Origin of the sequence: Shewanella sp. AC91-MNA-CIBAN-0169 (assembly GCF_040310165.1) — a bacterium.
GTDB lineage: Bacteria > Pseudomonadota > Gammaproteobacteria > Enterobacterales > Shewanellaceae > Shewanella.
Window position 1 is genome coordinate 320,145 of the sequence record NZ_JBEOPM010000001.1, and the last position, 24,002, is coordinate 344,146.

The window sequence follows — 24,002 nt, forward strand, 5'->3', positions numbered from 1 at the left end:
ATTATAGCGTAAATTACTGAAATACCGTTTGTTGTACATCATAAAATTGGGCATTTTTAAATGCGCTTAATACCCTGATATTGATGTCACTGATAAACTTTTTCTCTAATCTTACGTCCATCACATACGCTTTGACTGTGATGGTTTGTAAAAACTGGCCAAAGTCGTGCTCGTTACCTAAGTTGACAATAATGGGCTTATTTAAAAAGGTATATGGTGAGCATTGCGTTGCTTCTCTGGCCAGCGCGATGGCTTTGTTGTGATCGGCATTCATTGGAATGGTAAAACTCACTACCACCATTTCATCTAAAGCGCCGCTATTTGCATTGGATACTGCAGTTTTTAACGCCTCAGCATTAGGCACCATCACGGTATTATCATCAAAGGTACGCAGCCAAGTTACGCTCCATTCCAGTTTAATGACTTCACCATAATGTCCAGATAACGTTACCATATCACCAACGCGATAAGGCGGGTTGATCATAATAATAAACCCAGCAATCATGTTTTTGGCTGGTTCTTGGGTCGCTAAACCCACCACAATACTGATTGAACCTACCACTGCAAGGATTAAGTTCTCATGTGGATCGATAATGCCAACGATCGAATAAACAATCACACTCAGCCACACAAATAAACGCACAAAAGGGTATGACCGATTCCAAATTAAGCGGTATTTAGGCAAGGCTTTATTCAGTTGATTTAAGCAAAATTGGATCAGTACCAATAACAGCCACGCCATTAGACACAGCAGTAAAATACTGATTATTCGGTCAAACGAAATGATCTCTAAAAATGCTTGTAATGCTTTACGGGAATCTTCCATAGTCGCCTCGTTTAATTAAACAACTTATTGTGATTCACCAAATGGCTGGCGACAATTTTACTTAAGGTTGGAGTAATAAAGTAGAAATGCTCGGCAAAATCTTGTTGTGAATATTGCGCAATAATGAGTCCTTGGCGAGCTAAATATTCTAACTGCAAGCTGCTTTGTTCAATCGTAATGACAAAAATATGTGCATGCTGACTCACTCGTAAGCCACCATGAACATAAATCTCTGCTAATGAAAATAGGTCATTGTCTTGGCATTGTTGCAATACAGATGAGTTAATGCGGCAAATATCAATGCCATTATTTGAACGACTATTTGAACTATTATCCGAACCGATATCGACTTGGTGCGCGAGAGAATACTGTAGCAACAATGATGCTAATTTGGGGTGCCCTTGGCTGATAGTGTACAGCTGTTTTAGCTGGTCTTTATAAGGATTTACAATATCCGCTTGATTATTGTTGGTTTTTTCAGCTTGCTGTGCAGTGTTTTTTTTGGTGTTTTTATCGGCTGCAGTAGCGGTTTCTTTGGTCATCACGTCGTTACTGATTAACCCTAAATCAAGCAGATGCTTTGTTTGTATTGTGGCTAATTCGGTTTCACTGAAATAATCGAGCTGAAAAACATGCTTAATAAAGTGATGAATTTGGTACTGTGCACTTAATCGTTGCCATGCAAATATTTCACAGCTTATGATCCAACAATGATGTTTACGCGTTTCCATCACGATAGTTGCAAAGGTTACCAAGGCTTGATTATTTCCCATCACTCTCAACATCAGCTTGTGCATATCATCTATCATAATTAGCTGTGGTGGTTGCTGGTTGATGGCGGCAATCGTTTCGGTGATGGTGTTTGGTGGCGTAATACCAAAACAATAACAAACATGGGCTATCGCGTCATTTGCGCCTAATGGCGCTTGATAAAAACTCATCAATAGCCACTTGGACGGCAACGGTTTTACGTCAGGCATCGGTGCTTTTTTAGTGTCTTCGGCGATAATGGTTTGCAGTAAAGGCGGCAGTTGGCCTAAAAAAGATGATCCTCCAGCTCCAGCAGGCGAGACAATGGCACTGATTTCGCCGTGATGATTACGCCATTGGTTTATCACATCGGTAATTTGCTTGAGTTGTTTTTCTCGGCCAACGAAATCATCACTGGCATAAAGTGACTGATATAGCATCACCTGAGTAATTGGACCCCGACGAGTTTGAAGCGGATATTGGTTGGCGATAGTCTTGAGCGACATCTGCCCTTTTTGCGCTTCATCAGCCTCTGTTTTTAGGGTAGCTTTAGAGGTCAATAAGCTATTGAGCCATGGGTTTAATCGACTAAAAAAACGCAAGTTAATGTCCATCTATACTCTCTTTTTAAACGACTTATTCAATCTTAACATGAAGACAACAAAAAGCGTTATCTGTGCTGAAGCTCATCTTCTTGTGCCCTTTATTCAATAACAAAGACCTCACTAATCGATTGCCAACACTATGACTAAAATAGCTCGCTTGGCGAATGCAGGGTTATCGTTTAGCTGTTTATCACTTAGCTTGAGCCGGATTGAGATGAGTCATTGCGAATGCTTTTGACTCAAACTGCGCCAAATTCACTAAAAACTTACTAATAGTGATTATTTATCTATTGTCGGTCTAATCCTTTATCGTATACTCAGTGGACTTATTAGGTTTATTTTTCAAGTGATGTTAATGAAACTTCGTTTCTTTTTTGCCTGCGCTTTATTATGTTCAACTTCGTTGAGCAGCCCAATGTCTTTTGCAGCACAAGTTGTGCAAATCAAACCTCAACAAGAGTTAGCCTCCGGTAGTGCTATGTTGGTCGACTTAGCCACCAATGAAGTTTTATATTCAAGTAATCCAAATCAACCTGTGCCTATTGCCTCAGTGACCAAGTTAATGGCTGCCATGGTGACATTGGATGCCAAGCTTGCATTAGATGAAAAAATCTCAGTAAAAATTACTGACTCACCTGTGATGCGCAATATTTATTCACGAGTGCGTTTAGGCAGCGTGGTGACTCGTGAAACCATGTTGCTATTAACATTAATGTCGTCAGAAAATCGTGCCGCGACCTCACTTGCACATAATTATCCAGGTGGATTTAAGGCTTTTGTGCGTGCAATGAACGACAAAGCGACCGCACTGGGCATGAGCCAAACCCGTTATGTTGAACCAACAGGCTTGTCACCTGACAATGTATCTAGCGCTAACGATCTCATATTATTGCTTAAAGCCAGTCAAACGTATCCGTTATTAGGCAAGCTGAGCTCGACCACTAAAAAGCACGTTAACTTTGAATCACCACGTTATGCCTTAGATTTTCAAAACACCAATAAACTGGTATTTAAAAACAATTGGAATATTGCATTAACCAAAACGGGCTTTACCAATAAAGCGGGCCATTGTTTAGTGATGTTAACTGAAATGAACAAGCGTAAAGTGGCATTTGTGGTACTGGACTCATTTGGTAAATACACCCACATGGCAGATGCCAACCGATTAAAGAACTGGCTAGAAACCGGGCGTACAACACCGATCCCTGCATCGGCTAAAGCCTATAAAAAACAACGCCAAGCGATTCTGAATAACAGTATTTAACTGCTGAATGACCACAATTAACGCCCATTCACTTTGTTGAATGGGCTTTTTTTATCAATACACTTTTAATATTGGCTTATTAATATCTATAGGTACCATAAAGTACCTGCTGTTTTATCGATTGTTAAAGCCTTACACTAATGGCAATTAAACGGTTGTAAGGTAGCAATATGTTAAACATGGATTTTAGCCAACGAGTGGTGATTAACACTGCCGATCTTGAATGGCAAAATAGCCCCGCAGCGGGCGTATTACGTAAACGCTTAGCGCGTGAAGAAGCAGAGCGTGGTCATGCGACCAGCATTGTAAACTATCAAGCTGGTGCTAAATTTAACTCACACCCTCATCCGTTAGGCGAAGAGATTTTAGTGCTCGACGGGGTGTTTTCTGATGAAACCGGTGACTATCCTGCAGGCACGTATTTGCGTAATCCTGAAGGTTTTGTCCATGCGCCATTTAGCGTAGAAGGTTGTACGTTGTTGGTTAAGCTGCACCAGTTTCAACCTACAGACTCACAACAAGTGGCCATTAATACCAATGAGACAGAATGGTTGCCGGGTCATGGTCAGTTGCAGGTTATGCCGCTACACCAACATGGTACTGAGTCGACTGCATTAGTTAAGTGGCCTGCGGGGACACATTTTCAACCGCACCGTCATTTTGGCGGCGAAGAAATCTATGTTATTAGCGGAGAGTTTATCGATGAACAGGGTCGCTATCCTGCAGGTACGTGGATCCGTAGTCCGCATTTAAGTCAGCATAATCCGTATGTGGAGCAAGACACGGTGATTTTGGTCAAAGTAGGCCATTTGTAATAATCGCTACAAACCCATAAAACGATGGCATTTATTCGTCAGATTCACTATAAAGACTTTATAGACTATTTTAGTAAAGAGTGAATGATGCAAGTGCCTGATAAGTGGGATATGGGAGTCAGAGAGTTAATCCATCAGTTTATTAACCAATATGGTTTTGCGACTGTTGTGTCTAACGATTTAGAGGGCTCGCACTTGCCTTTATTACTCATTGCCTCGGAGGGTGAAAATGGTACCTTGTATGGCCATTTTGCTCGTAGTAATCCGCATTGGAAAAGTATTGCGGGTACTAGAGTCCTTTGTATTTTCAATGGCCCGCACGCTGATACCAACTCCAACAATTATTTGGCCATTCAGCGGGAATTCAGCACTCTATAGGCAAGTAATAAGATTGCAGGCATAGTTGTTCTACGTCAAAATTTTATTAAGTAGCATAGAGAGTGCTGAAACCCGCCCTGCGGGAGGCTCTCAGGCTTTCCACTTTTTTGTTGCATTGTTTTATAAGGGAACGACCATTCTTTCAACAATGCGCCGCAAACTGAAAAACCTGAGCGACTCTGAAATGTCACATAATTGTTGGAATTGGTATTATCTCACCCACTTGGTATGACTCCTATCCAGCGGTTCCGACTTGGAATTACAGCGTAGTACATGCAAAAGGCATTATTGAATTAACTGATGATGCGATCACCGCACAAGTATTCGAATCTACCATCCAACAATATGAACCTTCATTACTACAAAGTGGTGGATTTATTGCCGATGATTACCAACAAAAACTAGCCAAGGGCATTGTTGGTTTTAAGATTGTCATCGATGAGTTACAAGGTAAGCAAAAATTAGGGCAGCACCGTAACCAAAGTGATCAACAAGGTGTGGTTCAAGGATTATCGCTGTCAAATAGAGCCGATGAAAAACAGCTATTAGCTTATATGATCAGTAATAACATAGGATTAGGCAATAAATAGTGGTTCATCCGCGCAAATGCCGTTAGGATTAGCTCTATAACAACCCCATCAATTTAGTCTGTCATAATCTATTTCAGCATCACTCTTTAAGGATAAAAAGTGCATAGCGATATTTCTGTAGCGCGGTTTAAGCAATTTCCACGATTAATGTGGATACTGTTATTTGGCTCGTTTATTACTCGCGGTAGTTATTACATGGTGTGGCCATTTTTGGCTGTCATTTTGTATGAAAAATTTGCTTTAAGCGCCACAGAAGTGGGTTTAGTACTATCGAGTGCTGCGATTATATCGGTATTTACCAGCTTTATTGGTAGTGCACTGTCAGACCGAATCGGCCGCCACAAGCTAATGTACTTTACCGGTGTGCTTTATATCATCTCGTTTTCATTACTGGCGCAAGTCGATTCCGTCAAAGGCTATGTTGTCGTCATGACTCTGTGTTCTATTGCGACTGCAATATGGCGGCCACTAACGTCTGCCACCATTGGCGACATTATTGACGATCCTAAAACCCGTGAGTTGGCGATGCAATCACTGTATTTTATCGTTAACGTAGGTTGCGCCGTAGGGCCAATGTTAGGAATATGGTTGGGCTTAACCGGAAAACAATCGAGTTTTTACATTACCGCTGCGGCTTTTGCTGCTTTATTGGGGTTATTATTTTGGGGTTTTAGGCATCAAGCTCGCCAGACTCATTCATCGGCTCCAGAGCTGGTTGCAGATGGACTCATTCCAGTTATGGGCGATGCAACAGCTGCTGTTAAGCGTAAACCTGCTATGATGAATCGAAAGCAAATAATGTCGATTTTATGGCAAGATAAATTACTGCAAGGTCTTATTTTTGCAAACATTTTGTGTATGTTTATTTACGCGCAAATGGACAGTTCGCTGATCCAATATCTTACTCGTTCAAATGCCCCCGATTTATTAACACTGATTTCTGCAATGATTTTTACCAATGCCTTAGTCATTATCTCGACCCAATTTTTATTGTTAAGATTAATGGCTGGTTACAGTTTGGTGCATCGGATTCAGTTTGGATTGATGCTGTTGGTTTGTTCACAAGTTTGGTTAGCGTATAACCCCATTGATTTGTTTTGGGGCTGGATTGGCGCTGTTGTTGTTATGAGCCTAGCAGAAACCATTTTATTCCCAACGATGAACGTGCACATTGACAGGCTAGCCCCTAAACATTTACGTGGCGCGTACTTTGGCGCAGCTTCATTTTATGATTTGGGGTTTGCATTTGCGCCGCTGGGCGGCGGGATTATACTGGATCATCTTGGTGGATATTGGTTGTTTATCATCGGCGCATTATTGTCGTTGGTGGTGATGTATTTATACAGTAAGTTGGAAAGGTTACCACGGCCAGATTTTACTGCACTAAAGTTGGATTAAGTGTCGATGGTCTATGCTTGCAAACTTTATTGAATTTAACATTGTAGTAGGCAGTTACAGAGGGTATGGGCCTCGCTTTGCTTTTGAGCTTTTTAATCGTTTGCTTGAGTCTTTTTCACTATAGTAAATGTGATCATTTTGATAAGGTCTCGAACTATAGTGTCGGGAGTTTTACTGTTTATTTTTCTTTTAATTTTATTTTATTTTATTTTAACTTTAACTTTAACTTTAACTTTAAATTAAGGCAGGGCCAATTTTATGCCATCAACGGCTATTAACCCGTTTATTTCATCGCTAACATCGCAAGCAGATACTATCCGTTTTGAAGAGACTATGGCTGTCATTGATGGCCAGTATGACTTCACGATAAGTGCATTTAAAAATGGTGATCAGCTTAATGAAGCTGGAGAAAATTCTGGTTCTTGTAAGGTGTTTGCGTTTGGGCAAATTCATCAGTTAACGGTGCAACAAACCTTGGCTATGTTTGGCCAACATTACCGAGATGTTGTGGCGACGCCGCAAGGGACGGATCATCAAAATATTCGTCAGTTTATGCAACATGGCTGGGATGGTATTTTATTTTCGCAACAGGCATTAAAGGCTAAATAACCTAGGTGCTAAACAAGGCTTAATACAACAGGCTCAATACAACAAGGCTCAATACAACAAGGCTTAATACAACAAGGCTCAATACAACAAGGCTCAATACAACAAGGCTCAATACGCAAAACTATGATGAAAGCCTCTATAACTTAAGCTCGTGTTTAGGTTAAAATAACGTCTCATGTAATTGTTTTAAGTAAACTCTTTCTAGCTGAGCAGTTTGTTTACTGTATCAGGAGGCATTCATCATATGATCAAACTTAACCGCAGTATCGTTTCCTCTCGTCAATCCGGTTTCACCCTTATAGAGCTTGTCGTTGTCATTATTATTCTTGGCGTATTGGCTGTTGTCGCAGCGCCTAAGTTTATTAATTTAAAAACAGATGCACATATTGCAGCAATCAAAGGTGCCACAGGCTCAATTAAAACAGCAGTGATGTTATTTAAAACAAAAACATTAACCTCAGGCAATGCGCTTACAGATACGGTTGAATTCTCGGGTGTTAAAGGCAGTCATTACCAACCTTGGGCCGCAGCGGCCAATACTAGTGGTAGCGGTTTTAATGCCGGTTATACAACGTCGTCAGAAATCTTTAAAGCGGCTGGGTTAGAAATGAATGATTGGTCATATCGCATTTTTACATCTAATAGCAGCTATGCTGTTGTTGCAGCCCCCAAAAGTGCACTTGCCCTTGCAGAGCCTACTGCAGCCGAAGTTATTGCAACCAGTTGTTACTTTCAGTATCACTGGCAGAGTACTGGAGAGCCTGTCATCACAACGGTAATCGTTGGGTGTTAACGGTATTATTAAAATCTAAAGGGGCAAACGCACTCTTGTTTATCAATTTTTTGTATATTCGCTGCTTTTCTGTGTCCCTTTATCATCGATAAAAAAGTCTTAACGAGTAACGTCATAAGGATTAAAACATCAAATATTGCTGGGGTTATGCGGAACGAATAAGGTGTTGTTTTCACAATTGGTATTGAAACAAAAGTAACGATTCTACGCGAACATTAATTAACAATAATATAGATTAGTGTCGACAATAGAGCGCAATACAACTACCTTTGCACCCATATCAACCGTAATATTAATAGTATTGGTTTTTTTAACGGTCAGGCATATCGCTGGTTAACTATTATGACAAGCGCCTATTTAATCGCAAAGGAATCCATTTTATGAATCGACATATACTACCTCTCATCATTATCAGCACCTTAATGGTGTGTGCTTCCGGTTACAGCGTTGCTAAAGACAACGACTCGCATGGTAATAGCGGTAAACATAAATCTGAAAAACATGAAAAAAAGCATGACAAGAAGCATGATCACGAACAGGAAGAAACTTATCAGACCTATTTTAGTAACGATCGCCAAGTCATCGTTAATAATTACTATTATACCAACCGTGATGCTAAGCATTGTCCACCAGGATTAGCCAAAAAACACAATCGTTGCCAACCACCGGGCAGTGCTAAGCAATGGCGAAAAGGCTACTCGTTACCTGCTGATGTTGTTTACTACGATGTACCATCAGCGCTTACTGTTCAGCTAGGTCGTACGCCAGAAGGACAAAAGATTGTCCGTGTTGGGACTGATTTGCTGTTGATTAGCATTGGTACGGGTATGGTGATTGATGCAATACAAGACCTTAACGATGTGTTGTAACCTCGTTGGGTAAACCTTGTTATGGCGTTAGTTTTGCCATTAATCGTTAGTGAAACAAAAAGCCGACCAAATGTCGGCTTTTGCTTAAACGGATATTCTACAACGGACTCAAATGGTTAATCGCGTTCGAATATCACTTCTTTTAAATCATTAATTGTATTCAAATCTACATCACCTGGCTGATTACTCCATGTGACGCGCAGATAATTGCTTAAGTCTTTAAGCTGTTCATCACTTAACTCATCGGCATAACCAGGCATGGCATAAAAGCTGGTGGTGGTATTGTAATGTTGGCTCTTTATACCTTTAAGCATTACCGCAACAATATTGTGCGGGCTGGCTTTATCTAATGTGGCGTTACCGGCCATTGCCGGAGCAACATTAGGTCGACCTTCACCATTTTGACCATGACATCCAGCGCAATATCCCATGTATAGGTTATATCCTGGTAATTCACGCTGGTGGCCGTTAAAGGTCAGTGGTTTGGCTTCTACAGTCTCGTCAGTATCAAGTAAGTAATTGCTTACTGCATGCATGTCGGCATCGGTTAAGTGACTAAAGCTGTGGTATACCACAGGATACATGCCACCAAATACTGTACCTTTACGAGAATAACCTTCAGTAAACAGAGACTTTAAATCGTCATGAGTCCAGTTTTGTCGGTTAAGTTCAGCAGGGGTAATATCTGATGCTTCTAAGCCCTCGATAACGGCGCCTTGAAAATGCTTATCCTGCTCCATGGCAAATAAGCTGTCTCGAGGAGTATGGCATTCACCACAATGGCCTAGCGCATTGACTAAGTAATTACCTCGGTTCCAGGGCTCACTTTTGTCTTTCTTGGGGGCAAATTTTTCAGCATCATGAGCGATTAAGTTCCACGCCTTGAGACCAAATCGAACGTTAAAAGGGAAGGATACATCATTGTCGAGATTAGCTTGCTTGATGGGTTTGGTGCTCATCAAGTAGGCATAAATCGCTTTGGTATCTTCATCGGTTAACAGGCTATAAGACGTGTAGGGCATAGCGGGGTACAAATTACCGTTAATACCGACACCGTGATGCATGGCATCAAAAAATTCGTCATAACTGTATTTGCCAATTCCGGTATCTTTATCTGAGGTGATATTGGTTGAGAATACCGCCCCAAACGGGGTTTCGAACGGCAGTCCACCGGTTAACTCTCGTCCGCCTACCGCGGTATGACAAGCCACACAGTCGCCTATCTTCATCAGATAAGCCCCACGTTCGATATCGCTACTGTTATTGCTCGCCTTATCAGCCGCGCTGCTGGAACAGGCGAACAAACCCAAGCCTAAACTTAGGCCTAAGCTGAGTAAAAGATTTTGGCGGAGATGTTTTTGCGCCTTTATTAAACGGCTTAAGTTACATTGATATAATGGCTTCATGACAGGGTTAGCCCCTCTGTCTTGAGGATCAAATCTTTGATCGCCGCATAGTATTTTACATAACCCGTACAACGACAGACGTGTTCGCCCAAGGCATCTTCAATGACTTGCTCAACTTGATCTTTGGCTATAGGTTTACGCTCTAGTCGTTCAATCAGTGCAGTCGATTCATTGACAAAGCCTGAAGTACACCAACCACATTGAAACGAGAAATGTTCTAAAAATGTTTGCTGTACAGGGCTAAGTGCAGTGATTTCACCTTGGGCATTTTGCTTAGCATGACCTTCAATAGTGCGAATCGATTTGCCATTGAAACGCTCGACGCCATTGATGCAAGTACGAACCGATTCGCTCATACCTTGTTCGTCATCGACGATTACCGTGCAGGCATGACATACACCCGCGCCGCAACCAAATTTAGTCCCGGTGAGGTTTAAATACTCATGCAAAAACTCAATCATCATGATGCCATCGCCAACGTCAATCGGGCCCACAGCTTGGTTATTTATGGTTAACTTAATTGACTGGCTCATGCCATGGCCTCCTTGATTTTTTTCGCTGTCATTGGTAGTTCGTAAAAACGCACTGCGGTAGCTTGGTAAACGGCTTCAACCAGCGCGGAAACAACAGGTATCATCACCACTTCGGCGATGCCGCGGCTAGGATCGGTTTCGGACAACTGCGGTAAAATAGTATGTCGCTGGCTCCAAACACCAACATGTCGCGCTAACGGCACCTTATAACGATTTATATTCCAGGTGCCATTACCAGCGCCGGCTTCAAATGGGGGTAATTCTTCATGCAATGCATGGCCAATTCCCATAGCAAGACCGCCTTGAATTTGGCCTTCAACTAACTCATTCACAATCACTTTACCGGCTTCTAACCAGGTATGAGAGCTCAATAAACTGACTTCGCCATTACCTTCATTAACGGCTACTTCTACTAAAGTGGCGCATGGAGCGTAGTAAGTCACCATGGCGTTATTCAGCTCGGCTTTAGGATAGCTCATCGCTTGACGATCGATTAAGTGATAGCCGTTTGAACTCATGCGGGCTTTGCGATCCGCGCTGCCATGATACTTGTCACCCTCGCCGTATTGCAGTGCCAATGCATCCAGTGCAATGCGTTCTTTGGTACCGAAAATCTCAAAATCAGCTTCGGCCCAAGCCCAACGGTTAAAGGCATGACCCATTACGCCAACCACTAAGCCTAAATCGTGGGCTCGTTTAGCGAGAATGTCGATTGAAAGCGGCGGGAATCCCATAGCGGTAAGCTTGCCATCAGTCCAGCGGCCGTCACGAGAGTGATTGAGATTAGTTTTGCCCATTGGGGTGTTGAAATACAACTCGTTCCAAATAGACACCGCAGCAGGCCAGAGTCCGTGACGATAAATAATATCGGCGGCAATACGAGTGACATGGCTTTGATAATATGCCGACATAGATGCCGACGATGCCATGGCTTTAACCGGTGTCCAACGTGGATTTGCCGTCATTTCATCTTGGCGCTGCTGCGAAATAATGTATGGATTGTCGGTTTGCACTAATTGCATTGCATCCCAAATATCTATCTCAGCAAGTTTCACTTCATGAGCAAAACTACCTAATGACTCGCTGACTACCACGGCTTGTGACGTTTGAGTACCAGTACCCATTTCGATAAAACCAATTTCTAAGGTTATTTTACCGTCTTTAGATAATCTAACCGCCGCACTTGGTGCTGCAGCACCGGTACCATAATCTTTCGTCGCAATACCAAAACCAACGCCGTAACGCATGCCTGGGTTTTTAGCCTCATAACGCGCTTTATTATCTGCACGGTTTTGCCACACTGGGTCTAGTTCGGCCATGTCGAGCATTTCACGGTATCTAAGCGTGCCATTAGGGATAGCACCTTGAGTATTACGCTGTCCTGATTCCATCACGTTAGCCGCGCGTAACTTAAAGGGATCAACCTTTAACTCAGCAGCCATCTCGTGGATCATGCCTTCCATTGCGGTCATCGATTGCAATGTACCGTAACCGCGCATCGAGCCTGCATCAGGGTTACGTGACGCATAAGATGTGGCGATAATATCGTTACGTGGGGTGTAGTAAATGCTTTGCATTGCCGTCGCCCCAACAGAGGTGACCGATGGGCTGAAATTAACTCGACCACCGCCATCAACTGTCATCTGTGAGGTTAACGCTTGAATTTTCAAGGTTGCTTTATCAACGGCTAAACGACTTTTCATGATGAAAGGATGACGCTTAAGACCGGATTGAAATTGCTCGAAGCGGTCGTTAGCTAACCGAACCGGACCGTTGGCGTAAATGGTTGCCAACACGCCATAATACGGGAATATTGAGTGATCTTTAGCGCCAAAACCGCCACCAATATAAGGAGAATGCACTACTAGATTTTTGACTTTGTCAGCCAATGGCCCAGATGACAGCATGTGTACGGCCATCTCTTGAAAGTCTTGCGGCGACTGAGAGGTAATAACGGTATGAAAGGTTTGGCTGCTGGCATCAAACCAGCCATTAAAGGCCTCTGGCTCCATCATCATAGGATCGATGATTTGAGTGCGATATTCGCGCTCTAATACTTGCCACTGTTGATCTGCTTTGGCACTCGCAATCTGTTTTTCTATCTCGCCAGCATAATACAGCCCGCGCTCAGAAACCGAGCCTTGAGCATTAGCATCACCTGACCATACCGGTTTGTGGTGCTTAACGCTGGGGAAAAATAGTCCATCGTGTAGTGGGCTATAAGTATCTTCACGGGCACCATTTTCGCCTTCAACCCGAATAAGACGCCAGCTGGCATAAGGGTCTTTAGTGTCTGAAACAAAGGGCGTTTTTTCACCAAAGCGCAATAAGGTATTGTCGAACTGCAACAATGACTTAGCTTGTTTAAATGCAGGGAAACTATCAAATAATAATATGGCTACCGCATGACCAAGATAATCTGCTGTTTGTCCCTCGGGCAATAACATATTGTCACCGTAAAACTCAGGCAATTTAACTTTGTCGCGGGCAAGGTCTGCTGCAGTAATGACTTTATAAGGCTTAGCTGAAGCCGGGAGGTGGTCGAGGGAGAACCCTTGATAGACATGGGATGCATCTGCAGCGCGTAAGATAAACGCGTAGCCTTGTTGTTTTGGCCAGCCTGCCATGTCCATTGCCCGGTAGTCACGACCATAAACTTTTTGACCGGTGACTTTAGCAATACCGTCGTTACGAAATTTGGGTTTAGATTGGCCGCTAACCTGAGTTTGCCATTGTGCAGCCAGTTCAGGCGAAATGATGGACGCATTGGCCCGACTCATTTCCCACAGTAAAGGCGCGGAATATACCGCGACCCCGCCAATAACACATTGTTTTATAAAGGTCCGTCTCGACGCGTTAGATACATCCATATCTCACCTCAGTTATTCTAAAGGGGAAAATCAGACGGCCTATTCATTGTCGCCCGATTTAGGCTTATTCACTTGATTGTCATTGCATAATTTTTGATTGCGCTGAATCTAAATTAGCACTATGTACGGTAACATACTGATTTAGGAATGCATATTTACGATTGTGATAGGGTTTCTCGGTTGCTTGCCGTGAAGTTGAATAATTCATCTTTTTGATGATTTAATCTGCGAATAAAATGATTGAGTAATTGAACGTCTCATAAAAACCGTTTCGTTTATACTTAAATTATTAAAAAGTCATCACGAGTAATATTTTATTCATTTAGATGTGCTGATATATTTTTACTATTTAATCAATTATATAGTAAACGATCGGTGATCTCGTTAACTGTATATCTTGGACTCGATCCAAAGTAATTATTTAATTTTAGTCAGTTAAAGTAAATTCTCGATAACGATAATTATATTTTTTCATTTATTTTAGCTAATATATTGAATTGTAAGCTTAAAGTTATCGAGTTGTTTGTGTTTATCGTTGCTTTTGGTTGCTAGTTAACTTTAACGTAAACTGCTTGTTGCTGATTTAGCTGCGCATATCTGCAAAGTGTTTTTTATAAGACCAAGATTCTAAGTTCTCCAACTTATTTTTGTCGTGTTGAATCGTTTTATCATTATTTAAAAAATTTAGTTTACAGATTTTTAATACCTTGAACAAAATCATATATATCGATGAGTATAGGCATAAAAATGTGATTTATATATTTGATTGGAGTTATATTTTATATTACATTAAAATTCTCAATAACATAATTGTAACATTTGCATTGGTTATTGTTTTTCATCGTAAAGTTCCTCCAAGGATTGATCGAGCTTTTATAGTTAATTTATTTTTACTTGGTGGTCTATTATGCTGAATTTTAAAATTAAACAAAAAATGCTCATTAGTTCGTTAATTCCATTAGCCATTCTCATCATAATTTGTGGCATTGCTGTCAATATGATGGGGAAAATCGAAGATGGAGTGATGAGGATCTATTCTGATCGGGTGGTGCCATTAGAAGATTTAAAAATCATTGGTGATGACTATGCTGTCTTAGTCATTGATGCAATAAACAAAGCCAATGCTGGCGGCTCAACCGCTCAAGATGCTGCTGAGACATTAATGAGTGCAAAAAGTAATATTGATACCCTGTGGAAAAAATATTTAGCCACTACGTTAACACCCAAAGAGAGCCAACTTAGTATTGAAGCCAATGATATGTTTGGTCCTGCGGATGAGAGAATTGATTTTCTTATCAATAAACTGCAAAACATGTCGGGGAATATTTCAGGTCAATTGACCGATGATATTATGCCTTTATACGGGGTAATTGATCCCATTAGCGGTAAAATAGCCGAATTAGTGTCATTGCAAATAAAAGTAGCAGGCGATGAATGGCGATTAACTCAAGATATATACCAATCATCAGTTAAGTTGTTTATTTTCTTTACGTTATGTGCAGTTGTTATCAGTGTAGTGTTAACCATTTGGGTGCTGCGCAGTGTGATGAGGCCCGTGACTGATATTTTGATGAAACTAAAGCTCATCAAGCAAAACTCAGATTTAACCCAAGTGTTTACTCCTTATAATGATGATGAATTAGGCATGATTTCAACGAGCCTTACAGGCGTTATCACCCATCTAAGAAGCATTATCGAATCAATTTCAGATGCCGCTAATACCATCAATATTTCATCAGAAGAGTTGCAGCGTTTTACAGAAGACACTAACCATAGAATGATACAGCAGCAAGATGAGTCAGAACAAACTGCAACGGCTATGAATGAAATGACCGCAACAGTGGCTGAAGTCGTTCAAAGTACCAATTTTGCTGCTGAACAGGCGAAACAAGCTAATGATCATGCTGAAAATGGTAATATTATTGTTCGAAATTCAATCGACAGTATATCGCAGTTATCTAATCAAATTGGCACCACGGCGGAGGTGATATCTCATCTCGCTAAAGAAAGTCAAAACATTGGTCAAGTGTTAAGTGTCATTAAAGGTATTGCCGAGCAGACTAACCTTTTAGCCCTAAACGCCGCCATTGAAGCAGCAAGAGCCGGTGAACAAGGTCGAGGATTTGCTGTTGTTGCTGATGAAGTTCGTACTTTAGCTAAGCGCACTCAAGACTCAACACTGCAAATTGAAACCATGATTGGTGGGTTACAAAAAAGTGTCGTGCTTGCGGTTTCTTCAATGGATGAGGGCTTGGTTCTAGTTAATAATGCTAACGATAAAACGAGTAGTGCAGGTGTTGTGCTAAGTGAAATTGTCACTTCGGTCGACAGTATCAATGAGCTTAATACCCAAATAGCTACCGCTGCAGAAGAACAATCCTATGTGGCAGAGAGCATCAATAAAAGTATCATCGCAATAAATGATATTACTAAAGCCTCATCAGCGGCGACTGAAAAACTCACCCATTCTGTCAACGACTTACAATCACTGGCTCGTTCAATGCAACGTCAAGTGGCGACATTTAAAATAGCCTAACGTTTTCATTAATGAGGGCTGAGTTAAACTTCAGCCCTTCCTCGCAATCTCTCAGTTAATTTATCCGTACAACCTGTATGGCTAAAAAGCTAGCGAGGGCAGTGTTATATAATTCCCTTTAATTATGTTGGTTTTTTATCCTTTTGAGCATAACGGCGGCGATATTGTGATTGGCGTTAAAGAGTCGTTTTGATTAACTGAAGCTGCCGTAAGTTAGACATCACTTATTATCAATTAACGTCCTATATGTCTCAATTTCTCCACTATTTTGTGCTAGTTCAACGTTACCATCGTCAACACTATTAAAGGGGTAATTTACCGCTTACACTACAAATAGCTTAATTACCTTGAGTAATATTAATGAAACCAATTATTTGTAGCAGTGCTTTAGAGGCCGTATCCTTAATTGAAAACGGTGAAACCTTGTGGACTCATTCGATGGGGGCAACGCCAAAATTACTGCTCGATGCATTAGCCCAACATGCGTTAACAAAGCATGGTTTAACATTATTGCAGTTGCATACCGAGGGGGCTGAATCGCTAAGTGATCCCCGTTTAAGGGATCATCTTCGCCATCGTTGCTTTTTTACTGGTTCACCCACAAGGTCACTGCTACAACAAGGTTATGCCGATTATGTGCCAATTTTTCTCTCTGAGGTGCCCAAGTTGTTTCGTTCCGGCGAACAGCATATCGACACCGCCATCGTTCAAGTTTCCCCGCCAGATAAACATGGTATCTGTTCTTTAGGCATATCGGTTGAGGCAACCTTAGCAGCCTGCCAAATGGCGGGAAAAATCATTGCTCACATTAACCCCATGATGCCTCGCACCCATGGTGACGGTTTTATTCATTACAATAAGTTCGCTGCCGTGTATGAGCAGAGCATGCCGCTACCACAACACCTATTCGCCCCAAGTGATGCGATAAGCTTGGCCATCGGCCAGAATGTGGCCAAATTGGTACTTGATGGCGCTTGCTTACAAATGGGCATTGGCGCTATTCCAGATGCCGTGCTGGCGTGCTTAACCGAACATAAAGATTTAGGCGTTCACACTGAGTTATTTTCTGATGGCGTGCTTAATTTGGTCGAGCTTGGCGTGATCAATAATAGCCGTAAGAAAGTCCATCCCGGCAAGACAGTGACAGGCTTTGCATTAGGTAGCCAACGACTTTATGATTTTGTTGATGACAACCCATCGGTAATATTCATGGATATTGAGCAGGTTAATGACACGGCTATTATCCGTAAAAACCCTAATGTGATGTCGATAAACTCAGCACTGCAGGTCGATATTTCAGGGCAAGTTTGTGCTGATTCATTGGGTACTCAAATATATTCCGGTGTAGGCGGTCAGATGGACTTTATACGCGGCGCGGGGCTTTCTGAAGGTGGTCGTTCTGTTATCGCATTACCCAGTACTGCGGCTAATGGCACCGTGTCGCGGATTGCCACCGTTTTATCGCCAGGCGCTGGCGTGGTAACCACCCGTGCGCATGTACACTATATTGTTACTGAGTATGGAACCGCTTATTTACGCGGTAAATCGTTACGAGAACGAGCCCGTGCGCTTATTGACATTACCCACCCTAAGTTTAGAGAACAGCTTTGCCAAGAAGCTTTTGATATGTGGCGACTTAAGGTTTAATCATTAGTGATTTATGAATCTTGTCATTCCGGTAATGCTTATCAGCCGGAATCCAGTTCTTCTTTTATTGTTTAGATTTTATGGCCTGCGGCCACATCAATGTTAGAAACAAGAGTCGATCGCAAGGTTCCACCCTGCACTGGCCAAGAGGGGATCAACAGCCATCCCTTCTTTACTGTTTATAAAAGAATTAGCAATCTGATAGGCAGGATGCCTTAAAGCACATGGTCAATGATGTTGCCGACATCACTATGACATTTCCAATATCAATATAGGTCAGATATGCATGAAAGGCCTGTCAGGTTGATGGATTCTTTTTAAAGAGTCTTCAACGTCCTCAAGTTCAAAGTTCAAAGTTCAAAGTTCAAAGTTCAAAGTTCAAAGTTGAATTTGTCCATTTCCTGGTCGAGAAAACTAACTCCGTTTCTGCCCTAAAGTAATTTCACTCATCTAATGTGCAATAAACTTACAAGCATTTTATCGTATAAATTCTTATCTATCCTATGCATACAACTATTTAGCGCAAGCAGTCTTAAATGATATGATATACAGTCATATTTCAACGAAGCTAAAACTCACCTAGTAGGACGTGGCAATTTCGGCCTAGCTATCCGCGTGATGAATACGCTATTTCGATTTGTTTATTTGATTAATGTTAGGTGTATTTCTATTCTGTCGTCCTATGTTAGGGCGCTCACCCTTATCGTTTTTAAGCATTACTGGAGATAAAATTCATGACAAACGTGAATGTGGATGCCACGCAGTTAACCACTAAACCATCTCAAGATGGTTTTAGCATGCCCGCCGAATGGGCGGCGCAGCAAGCTGTGTGGATGATTTGGCCATATCGTCCTGACAACTGGCGCTCTGCAGGGGCTTATGCTCAGGCTACCTTTGCTAAAGTGGCCGATGCCATTGGTGCTGTTACCCCAGTTTACATGGGGGTACCTAAGGCGTTTTTGGCACAGGCCAAAACGGTTATGCCTTCTCACGTTACGTTGGTCGAAATAGATAGCAACGATTGCTGGGCTCGCGATACAGGTCCTACTGTAGTGGTCAATGCCAAGGGCGAATGCCGTGGTGTTGACTGGGGCTTTAATGCCTGGGGCGGCGATAACGGTGGTTTGTATTCACCATGGGATAAGGACGAGCAAGTCGCGCAAAAGATGCTTACGCAGCATGGTTTTGAGCGTTATCAGGCTCCGCTTATTCTTGAAGGTGGTTCAATTCATGTCGATGGTGAAGGCACCTGCATGACCACGGCTGAATGTTTACTTAACAGCAACCGCAACCCAGATTTGACTCGTGAACAGATAGAAGCATTACTGGCTGAATATTTAAATGTTAAGCAGTTTATCTGGTTGCCAGACGGCGTATTCATGGATGAGACCGACGGACACATTGATAATATATGCTGTTTTGCTCGCCCAGGCGAAGTGGTTTTACACTGGACTGATGATCAAACCGATCCGCAGTATCCTCGCTCAAAAGCCGCTTTGGATATTTTGCAAAATACTGTTGATGCACAGGGGCGTAAGTTAAAAGTCCATTTACTACCACAGCCTGGTCCTTTGTATTGCACAGAAGAAGAAGCGCAAGGCGTAGTAGAGGGGACTGGTGTTCCACGCACCGCGGGTGAACGCTTAGCGGGTTCTTATGCGAACTTTTTGATTACCAACAATCGCATTGTGTTCCCACTACTCGACCCAGCAACTGACGATATTGCAGCTCAAAAATTGCAAGAAATTTTCCCTGAGTATGACATTGTCGGTGTGCCTGCCCGTGAGATTTTATTAGGTGGTGGTAACATCCATTGCATCACCCAGCAGATCCCCTCTGGACAGTAAGTAAAAACCAACGAGAACACAATGACCATTAATGTCACTATTGTTTTAATAAAATTGACTGTCAATACTTTTGGCTTTTAAGAAGAGGTCGTAACATGTTCGAAGTCACTGAGGTTTCTATTGCCGAGCTGCGTGCAGCCCTCGAATCCGGTCGCACCACAGCGGTTGAGTTAGTGAAGTCTTATTTAGCTCGGGTTGAGGTTTATGACGGCCCAGCGACACAGACCAAGCTAAATGCGCTGGTGGTTCACAATCAAGATGCGATTAAGGAAGCTGAAGCTTCTGATGCGCGCCGAGCGCGTGGTGAAACGCTGAGTCCACTCGATGGTATTCCTTACACTACGAAGGATAGCTACTTAGTTAAAGGGCTCACTGCGGCTTCTGGTAGTCCAGCGTTTAAGGACTTAATTGCTCAATACGACGCATTTGCCGTTGAACGTCTGCGCGAAGCGGGGGCTATTTGCTTGGGCAAAACCAACATGCCACCTATGGCTAATGGTGGTATGCAGCGCGGTCACTATGGCCGTGCCGAAAGCCCATACAATGCTAATTATCTTACCGCTCCCTTTGCCTCAGGTTCTTCCAATGGCGCGGGTACTGGTACCGCCGCAAGTTATTCTGCTTTCGGCCTAGCTGAGGAGACATGGTCGAGCGGTCGTGGTCCTGCATCGAACAATGGCCTGTGTGCTTATACTCCATCACGCGGTGTTATTTCTGTGCGCGGTAACTGGCCGTTAACACCTACGATGGATGTTGTGGTGCCTTATACTCGTACTATGGCCGATATGCTTGAAGTACTTGACGTTATCGTGGCAGATGACCCTATCACTCGCGGAGATTTATGGCGTCTACAACCTTGGGTTGATATCCCAAAAGCATCAACCGTGCGTCCAGCATCGTATCTGGATCTTGCAGCTCAAGCCGACACGCTTAAAGGCAAGCGTTTTGGGGTGCCACGCATGTACATTAATAAAGATGAATTGGCTGGCACCAGCGAAAACCCAGGCATTGGCGGCCCGACTGGTCAGCGCATCCATACTCGTGCGTCGGTGATCGACCTTTGGGAAGCAGCACGCAAAGCGCTGGAATCTGCCGGAGCCGAGGTCATTGAAGTGGACTTCCCGCTGGTTTCCAACTGTGAAGGTGACCGACCTGGTGCACCGACTGTGTTCAATCGCGGCATCGTCACGCCTGAGTTTCTCGAGGATGAGCTATGGGCTCTATCGGGGTGGGCTTTAGATGAATTCTTACGTGCTAACAATGACCCTAAACTGAACAAATTAGCTGACGTTAATGGGCATTTGATTTTCCCGCATGACTTAGGCACCTTGCCAAACCGTGAAGGCGACCTCGCTGCTGGCATGGATGAGTACGTCAACATGGCCAAAAGAGGTCTCAAGTCGTATAACCAAATCGATAGCATACCGGATGGTCTGCGCGGCTTAGAGAAGACGCGCAAGCTGGATCTGGAAGACTGGATGGACGAGCACAAACTTGATGCAGTGCTGTTCCCAACCATGGCAGATGTGGGACCTGCAGATGCGCACCTTAATCCTGCTTCAGCTGACATTGCGTGGAGCAACGGTGTTTGGGTTGCTAATGGCAATCTTGCTATTCGCCACTTAGGTGTACCAACGGTTACTGTGCCGATGGGGACAATGGCCGATATTGGCATGCCAGTAGGTTTGACTTTTGCAGGCCGTGCTTATGACGACAACAACCTACTCAAGTTTGCGGGTGCATTTGAAGCGACAGGCAGCAAGCGCCTGATCCCTACACGCACACCTGCGCTTAGCTGATAAGCACTAAGCACTATAAATTGAAAAACGGGATTGGTTACTGCGCGCCAATCCCGTTTTTTTAACTCAAATATAGATACATTTTTAACTTATTTTCTATATACAGTGGGCGGATCATACACACTAGATCAAAGTCGCAAGTTTCACTCTGCACGGACCAAATCCACTATCGTTCCGATAATGCTTGTGAGCCGGAATCCAGCTCTTTTTTTATTCTTTAGATTTTATGGCCTGCGGCCACTAACGTCGTGGCGCTTCGCCCACACCAGAGCAAAGGGGTAAAGCGCTTGTACCCCTTTGCAAACCCTCAGCGTTCCGGCAACATTTTCAAACAGCGAAAAGGTCGCGACGGAAATAGATCCAGCTTTTGACCTCGCTTGTAGATTGCCTCAGCCTTATTCGAAAATGCTAATGCTTCCGATGGTACATCCTGTACCGTGAAAGCTAGCCTGACGTCCTGTCAGGCTCACGCTATTTTCTTCAACGTCCTCAATTCAGAGTTGAATCAGGCCAACTGCAAGCAAAGTATGCAAATCATTTATGCCCCTTTCAATGTTAGGGCCGATTACCCACTCAGTTCAGTAGAACTTCATTTGGCTTACTTTTCCTCATACCATTAATGTGTTTCAATATCTGGTGTTGGGGGAGGAATAAACTGAAGAGGGCTCTATAATGCATCCAGAGTATGATGAACTGTCTTTATGGGATGATGCAATACGTCTGGTGAGTGAAAATAAATACGACCAAGCTATTTATCTATATAAAAGTATGGCTAAAAATGGAATAGATGAGGCATTGGTCGAAATAGGGCGGCTGTATGAAATGCCATCAACAGCGACTATTGAACAAGACTTTTCAAAAGCGGCTACATATTATAAAAAAGCGATTGATTTAAGTGATGATATGTATGCTTATACAGCTCTTGGAAGGCTTTACTTTTTCGGTGTCGGTGTGGATCAAGACTACATAAAATCAAAACAGTTGTATTTGATAGCTGCGAATATGGACGGACTAGTAGCCACATTGATGTTAGCTCGTATTTATCGTTACGGGCATGGTGTTCAACCTAATTTAACTAAAGCAAAAGAGCTCTATCAGAAATCAATTAGGCTTGGAAGCTATGTAGCCCTAAAGGAGAGTGGTGGGTTGGATATTTCTTGTGGTGAGGTTGTAAAAGGAATAGCAAAAGTAATAAAGGGGACTTGGAATATTTTTTTAAGGGTGCGAAAAGACATATCTAATTATGGAGTTATTGTTAGTGAATGTGTAAAAAACCAATAGAGAATATTTATCAGGACAGGTATGACCAATCGAATTTAGGTCGCGTTTAATGTTGTTAACTTATTCACTCCTAAATTAGCCCCAATCATTGGGCTTTTTGTTGCGCTGAAGAAGGCAATTTAATCAGCAGAGTGTGCCGAGCTCACCAGTAGAAGGTATCAGTTGTGAACAGTAGTCTGTGCAATTGTGAAGTCGAGCTGTGAATTTTACCACTGACTCAGCAGTTTTCAGTACAAAACCTTATCTGAAAAAATATAAATTGATTAATGTTCTAACTCGGAAATGTCCACAAACGAGTTAGTAACGCTTGCAAAAGCTTGAATTCAAAACTGAACTTGAGGCCGTTGAAGAAAATAGCGTGAGCTGGCCATGGATGGCCTGCTAGCTTTCGCGGTACAGGATGTACCATCGAAAGCGTTAGCATTTTCGAGTAAGGCCGAGGCCGATTACAAACGAGGTTCAAAGCTGGATTAATTTCCGTCGCAATTTTTCGCTGCTATTGTTTGGTTAAAAAGCGAAAAAGTTGCCGGAACGCTGAGGGTTTGCAAAGGGGTACAAGCGCTTTACCCCTTTGCTCTGGTGTGGGTGAAGCGCCACGACGTTGGTGCCCGCAGGCCATAATATGATAAAAAAATTAAAACGATTATTCGTTTAACACACCAACAAGGTTTATGATTAAAGAGTCTCGATAATGAAGTTGATGAGGTCTAATCATGATAATAGCTTGCCCCCATTGCGATACCTTAAATCGCGTACCTGAAGAACGTCTTGAACAACAACCAACTTGCGGAAAGTGTAAACAAAGCCTATTCGTTGGTGAACCGATAGAGCTCACAGCCGTCAATTTTAGCCACCATGCTAATAAATCAGAATTACCGCTGGTCGTCGACTTTTGGGCTAGCTGGTGCGGTCCGTGTAAAAACTTTGCGCCGGTATTTACTCAAGCAGCTAAAAAGTGGGAGCCCAAATTCCGTTTCGGCAAGCTCAACACCGAAGAGCAACAAGCCCTTGCTGCCCAATTTAATATTCGTTCGATCCCAACTCTGATGGTATTTAAGCAAGGCAAGGTTATGGCTCAGCAATCAGGTGCTTTGCCTGCATCATCATTCAACCAATGGCTTGAATCGATTAAATGAGCTTAATGTCAGTAAAGATAAATTTGTAGTATCAATATGAAGCAAAGCTT

At 42.7% G+C, this 24,002-nt stretch carries 19 protein-coding genes; 14 read left to right on the top strand and 5 right to left on the bottom strand.

Annotated features, from left to right (window positions below; translation table 11 throughout):
- Positions 1 to 13: 13 nt before the first annotated feature.
- Together AAEY98_RS01350 and AAEY98_RS01355 are read right to left on the bottom strand one after the other, a co-directional pair.
- Positions 14 to 826, bottom strand: coding sequence for a mechanosensitive ion channel family protein (locus AAEY98_RS01350; protein ID WP_101085897.1), 813 nt, complete (start codon positions 824 to 826; stop codon positions 14 to 16).
- Between the two features lie 11 nt (positions 827 to 837).
- Entirely contained in the window at positions 838 to 2,190 is a 1,353-nt protein-coding gene (locus tag AAEY98_RS01355; protein WP_351014634.1) for a P-loop NTPase family protein, read from the bottom strand.
- Positions 2,191 to 2,536: 346 nt separating this feature from the next.
- Here AAEY98_RS01355 and pbpG point away from each other — a divergent pair, with 346 nt between their 5' ends.
- The 8 genes from pbpG (at position 2,537) to AAEY98_RS01395 (ending at position 8,897) form a co-directional block, all read left to right on the top strand.
- Positions 2,537 to 3,445 (top strand): D-alanyl-D-alanine endopeptidase, encoded by a 909-nt coding sequence (gene pbpG / locus AAEY98_RS01360; protein ID WP_101085895.1) that lies wholly within the window; start codon positions 2,537 to 2,539, stop codon positions 3,443 to 3,445.
- A gap of 170 nt (positions 3,446 to 3,615) precedes the next feature.
- A complete protein-coding gene (locus AAEY98_RS01365) occupies positions 3,616 to 4,260 on the top strand; it encodes a cupin domain-containing protein (protein WP_182744889.1) in 645 nt (214 codons plus the stop codon).
- An 84-nt stretch (positions 4,261 to 4,344) separates the two neighbouring features.
- Positions 4,345 to 4,638: an FMN-binding negative transcriptional regulator gene (locus AAEY98_RS01370; protein WP_351014637.1), complete on the top strand. Its 294-nt coding sequence runs from the start codon at positions 4,345 to 4,347 to the stop codon at positions 4,636 to 4,638.
- Between the two features lie 212 nt (positions 4,639 to 4,850).
- On the top strand, positions 4,851 to 5,228 hold the full coding sequence (locus AAEY98_RS01375) for an FMN-binding negative transcriptional regulator (RefSeq protein WP_351014778.1): 378 nt from the start codon (positions 4,851 to 4,853) through the stop codon (positions 5,226 to 5,228).
- A gap of 99 nt (positions 5,229 to 5,327) precedes the next feature.
- Positions 5,328 to 6,626 carry an MFS transporter gene (locus tag AAEY98_RS01380; protein ID WP_101085892.1) on the top strand — a complete coding sequence of 433 codons (1,299 nt, stop codon included), beginning with the start codon at positions 5,328 to 5,330 and terminating at the stop codon, positions 6,624 to 6,626.
- A 258-nt stretch (positions 6,627 to 6,884) separates the two neighbouring features.
- Positions 6,885 to 7,235 (top strand): HopJ type III effector protein, encoded by a 351-nt coding sequence (locus AAEY98_RS01385; RefSeq protein WP_162022453.1) that lies wholly within the window; start codon positions 6,885 to 6,887, stop codon positions 7,233 to 7,235.
- Between the two features lie 244 nt (positions 7,236 to 7,479).
- Complete coding sequence (locus AAEY98_RS01390; RefSeq protein ID WP_101085890.1) at positions 7,480 to 8,028, top strand: type II secretion system protein; 549 nt, start codon at positions 7,480 to 7,482, stop codon at positions 8,026 to 8,028.
- A 380-nt stretch (positions 8,029 to 8,408) separates the two neighbouring features.
- Complete coding sequence (locus tag AAEY98_RS01395) at positions 8,409 to 8,897, top strand: hypothetical protein (RefSeq protein ID WP_162022454.1); 489 nt, start codon at positions 8,409 to 8,411, stop codon at positions 8,895 to 8,897.
- Positions 8,898 to 9,013: 116 nt separating this feature from the next.
- Here the strand turns inward: AAEY98_RS01395 and AAEY98_RS01400 are convergent, their stop codons facing one another.
- From AAEY98_RS01400 to AAEY98_RS01410, 3 genes are read right to left on the bottom strand one after another with little or no spacing between them, the layout of a single operon-like run.
- Positions 9,014 to 10,303 (bottom strand): cytochrome c, encoded by a 1,290-nt coding sequence (locus AAEY98_RS01400; RefSeq protein ID WP_182744888.1) that lies wholly within the window; start codon positions 10,301 to 10,303, stop codon positions 9,014 to 9,016.
- A complete protein-coding gene (locus AAEY98_RS01405) occupies positions 10,300 to 10,836 on the bottom strand; it encodes a (2Fe-2S)-binding protein (RefSeq protein WP_101085887.1) in 537 nt (178 codons plus the stop codon). The genes AAEY98_RS01400 and AAEY98_RS01405 overlap by 4 nt, the downstream gene beginning before the upstream one ends.
- On the bottom strand, positions 10,833 to 13,706 hold the full coding sequence (locus AAEY98_RS01410) for a xanthine dehydrogenase family protein molybdopterin-binding subunit (protein WP_182744887.1): 2,874 nt from the start codon (positions 13,704 to 13,706) through the stop codon (positions 10,833 to 10,835). Before AAEY98_RS01410 ends, AAEY98_RS01405 begins: the two co-directional genes overlap by 4 nt.
- Before the next feature lie 907 nt (positions 13,707 to 14,613).
- Between AAEY98_RS01410 and AAEY98_RS01415 the strand changes: the two genes are divergently transcribed.
- The 6 genes from AAEY98_RS01415 to trxC all read left to right on the top strand — a co-directional run bounded on the left by AAEY98_RS01415 (position 14,614) and on the right by trxC (position 23,952).
- Positions 14,614 to 16,242: a methyl-accepting chemotaxis protein gene (locus AAEY98_RS01415; protein WP_351014640.1), complete on the top strand. Its 1,629-nt coding sequence runs from the start codon at positions 14,614 to 14,616 to the stop codon at positions 16,240 to 16,242.
- A gap of 360 nt (positions 16,243 to 16,602) precedes the next feature.
- Positions 16,603 to 17,889 carry an acetyl-CoA hydrolase/transferase family protein gene (locus tag AAEY98_RS01420; RefSeq protein ID WP_351014642.1) on the top strand — a complete coding sequence of 429 codons (1,287 nt, stop codon included), beginning with the start codon at positions 16,603 to 16,605 and terminating at the stop codon, positions 17,887 to 17,889.
- Between the two features lie 734 nt (positions 17,890 to 18,623).
- Entirely contained in the window at positions 18,624 to 19,736 is a 1,113-nt protein-coding gene (gene aguA / locus AAEY98_RS01425; protein WP_351014644.1) for an agmatine deiminase, read from the top strand.
- A gap of 95 nt (positions 19,737 to 19,831) precedes the next feature.
- Positions 19,832 to 21,535, top strand: coding sequence for an amidase (locus AAEY98_RS01430; protein ID WP_351014646.1), 1,704 nt, complete (start codon positions 19,832 to 19,834; stop codon positions 21,533 to 21,535).
- A gap of 672 nt (positions 21,536 to 22,207) precedes the next feature.
- Positions 22,208 to 22,816, top strand: a complete 609-nt coding sequence (locus tag AAEY98_RS01435) for a tetratricopeptide repeat protein (RefSeq protein ID WP_123777245.1) — start codon at positions 22,208 to 22,210, stop codon at positions 22,814 to 22,816.
- Between the two features lie 713 nt (positions 22,817 to 23,529).
- Entirely contained in the window at positions 23,530 to 23,952 is a 423-nt protein-coding gene (gene trxC / locus AAEY98_RS01440; protein WP_350977892.1) for a thioredoxin TrxC, read from the top strand.
- Positions 23,953 to 24,002 lie beyond the last annotated feature (50 nt).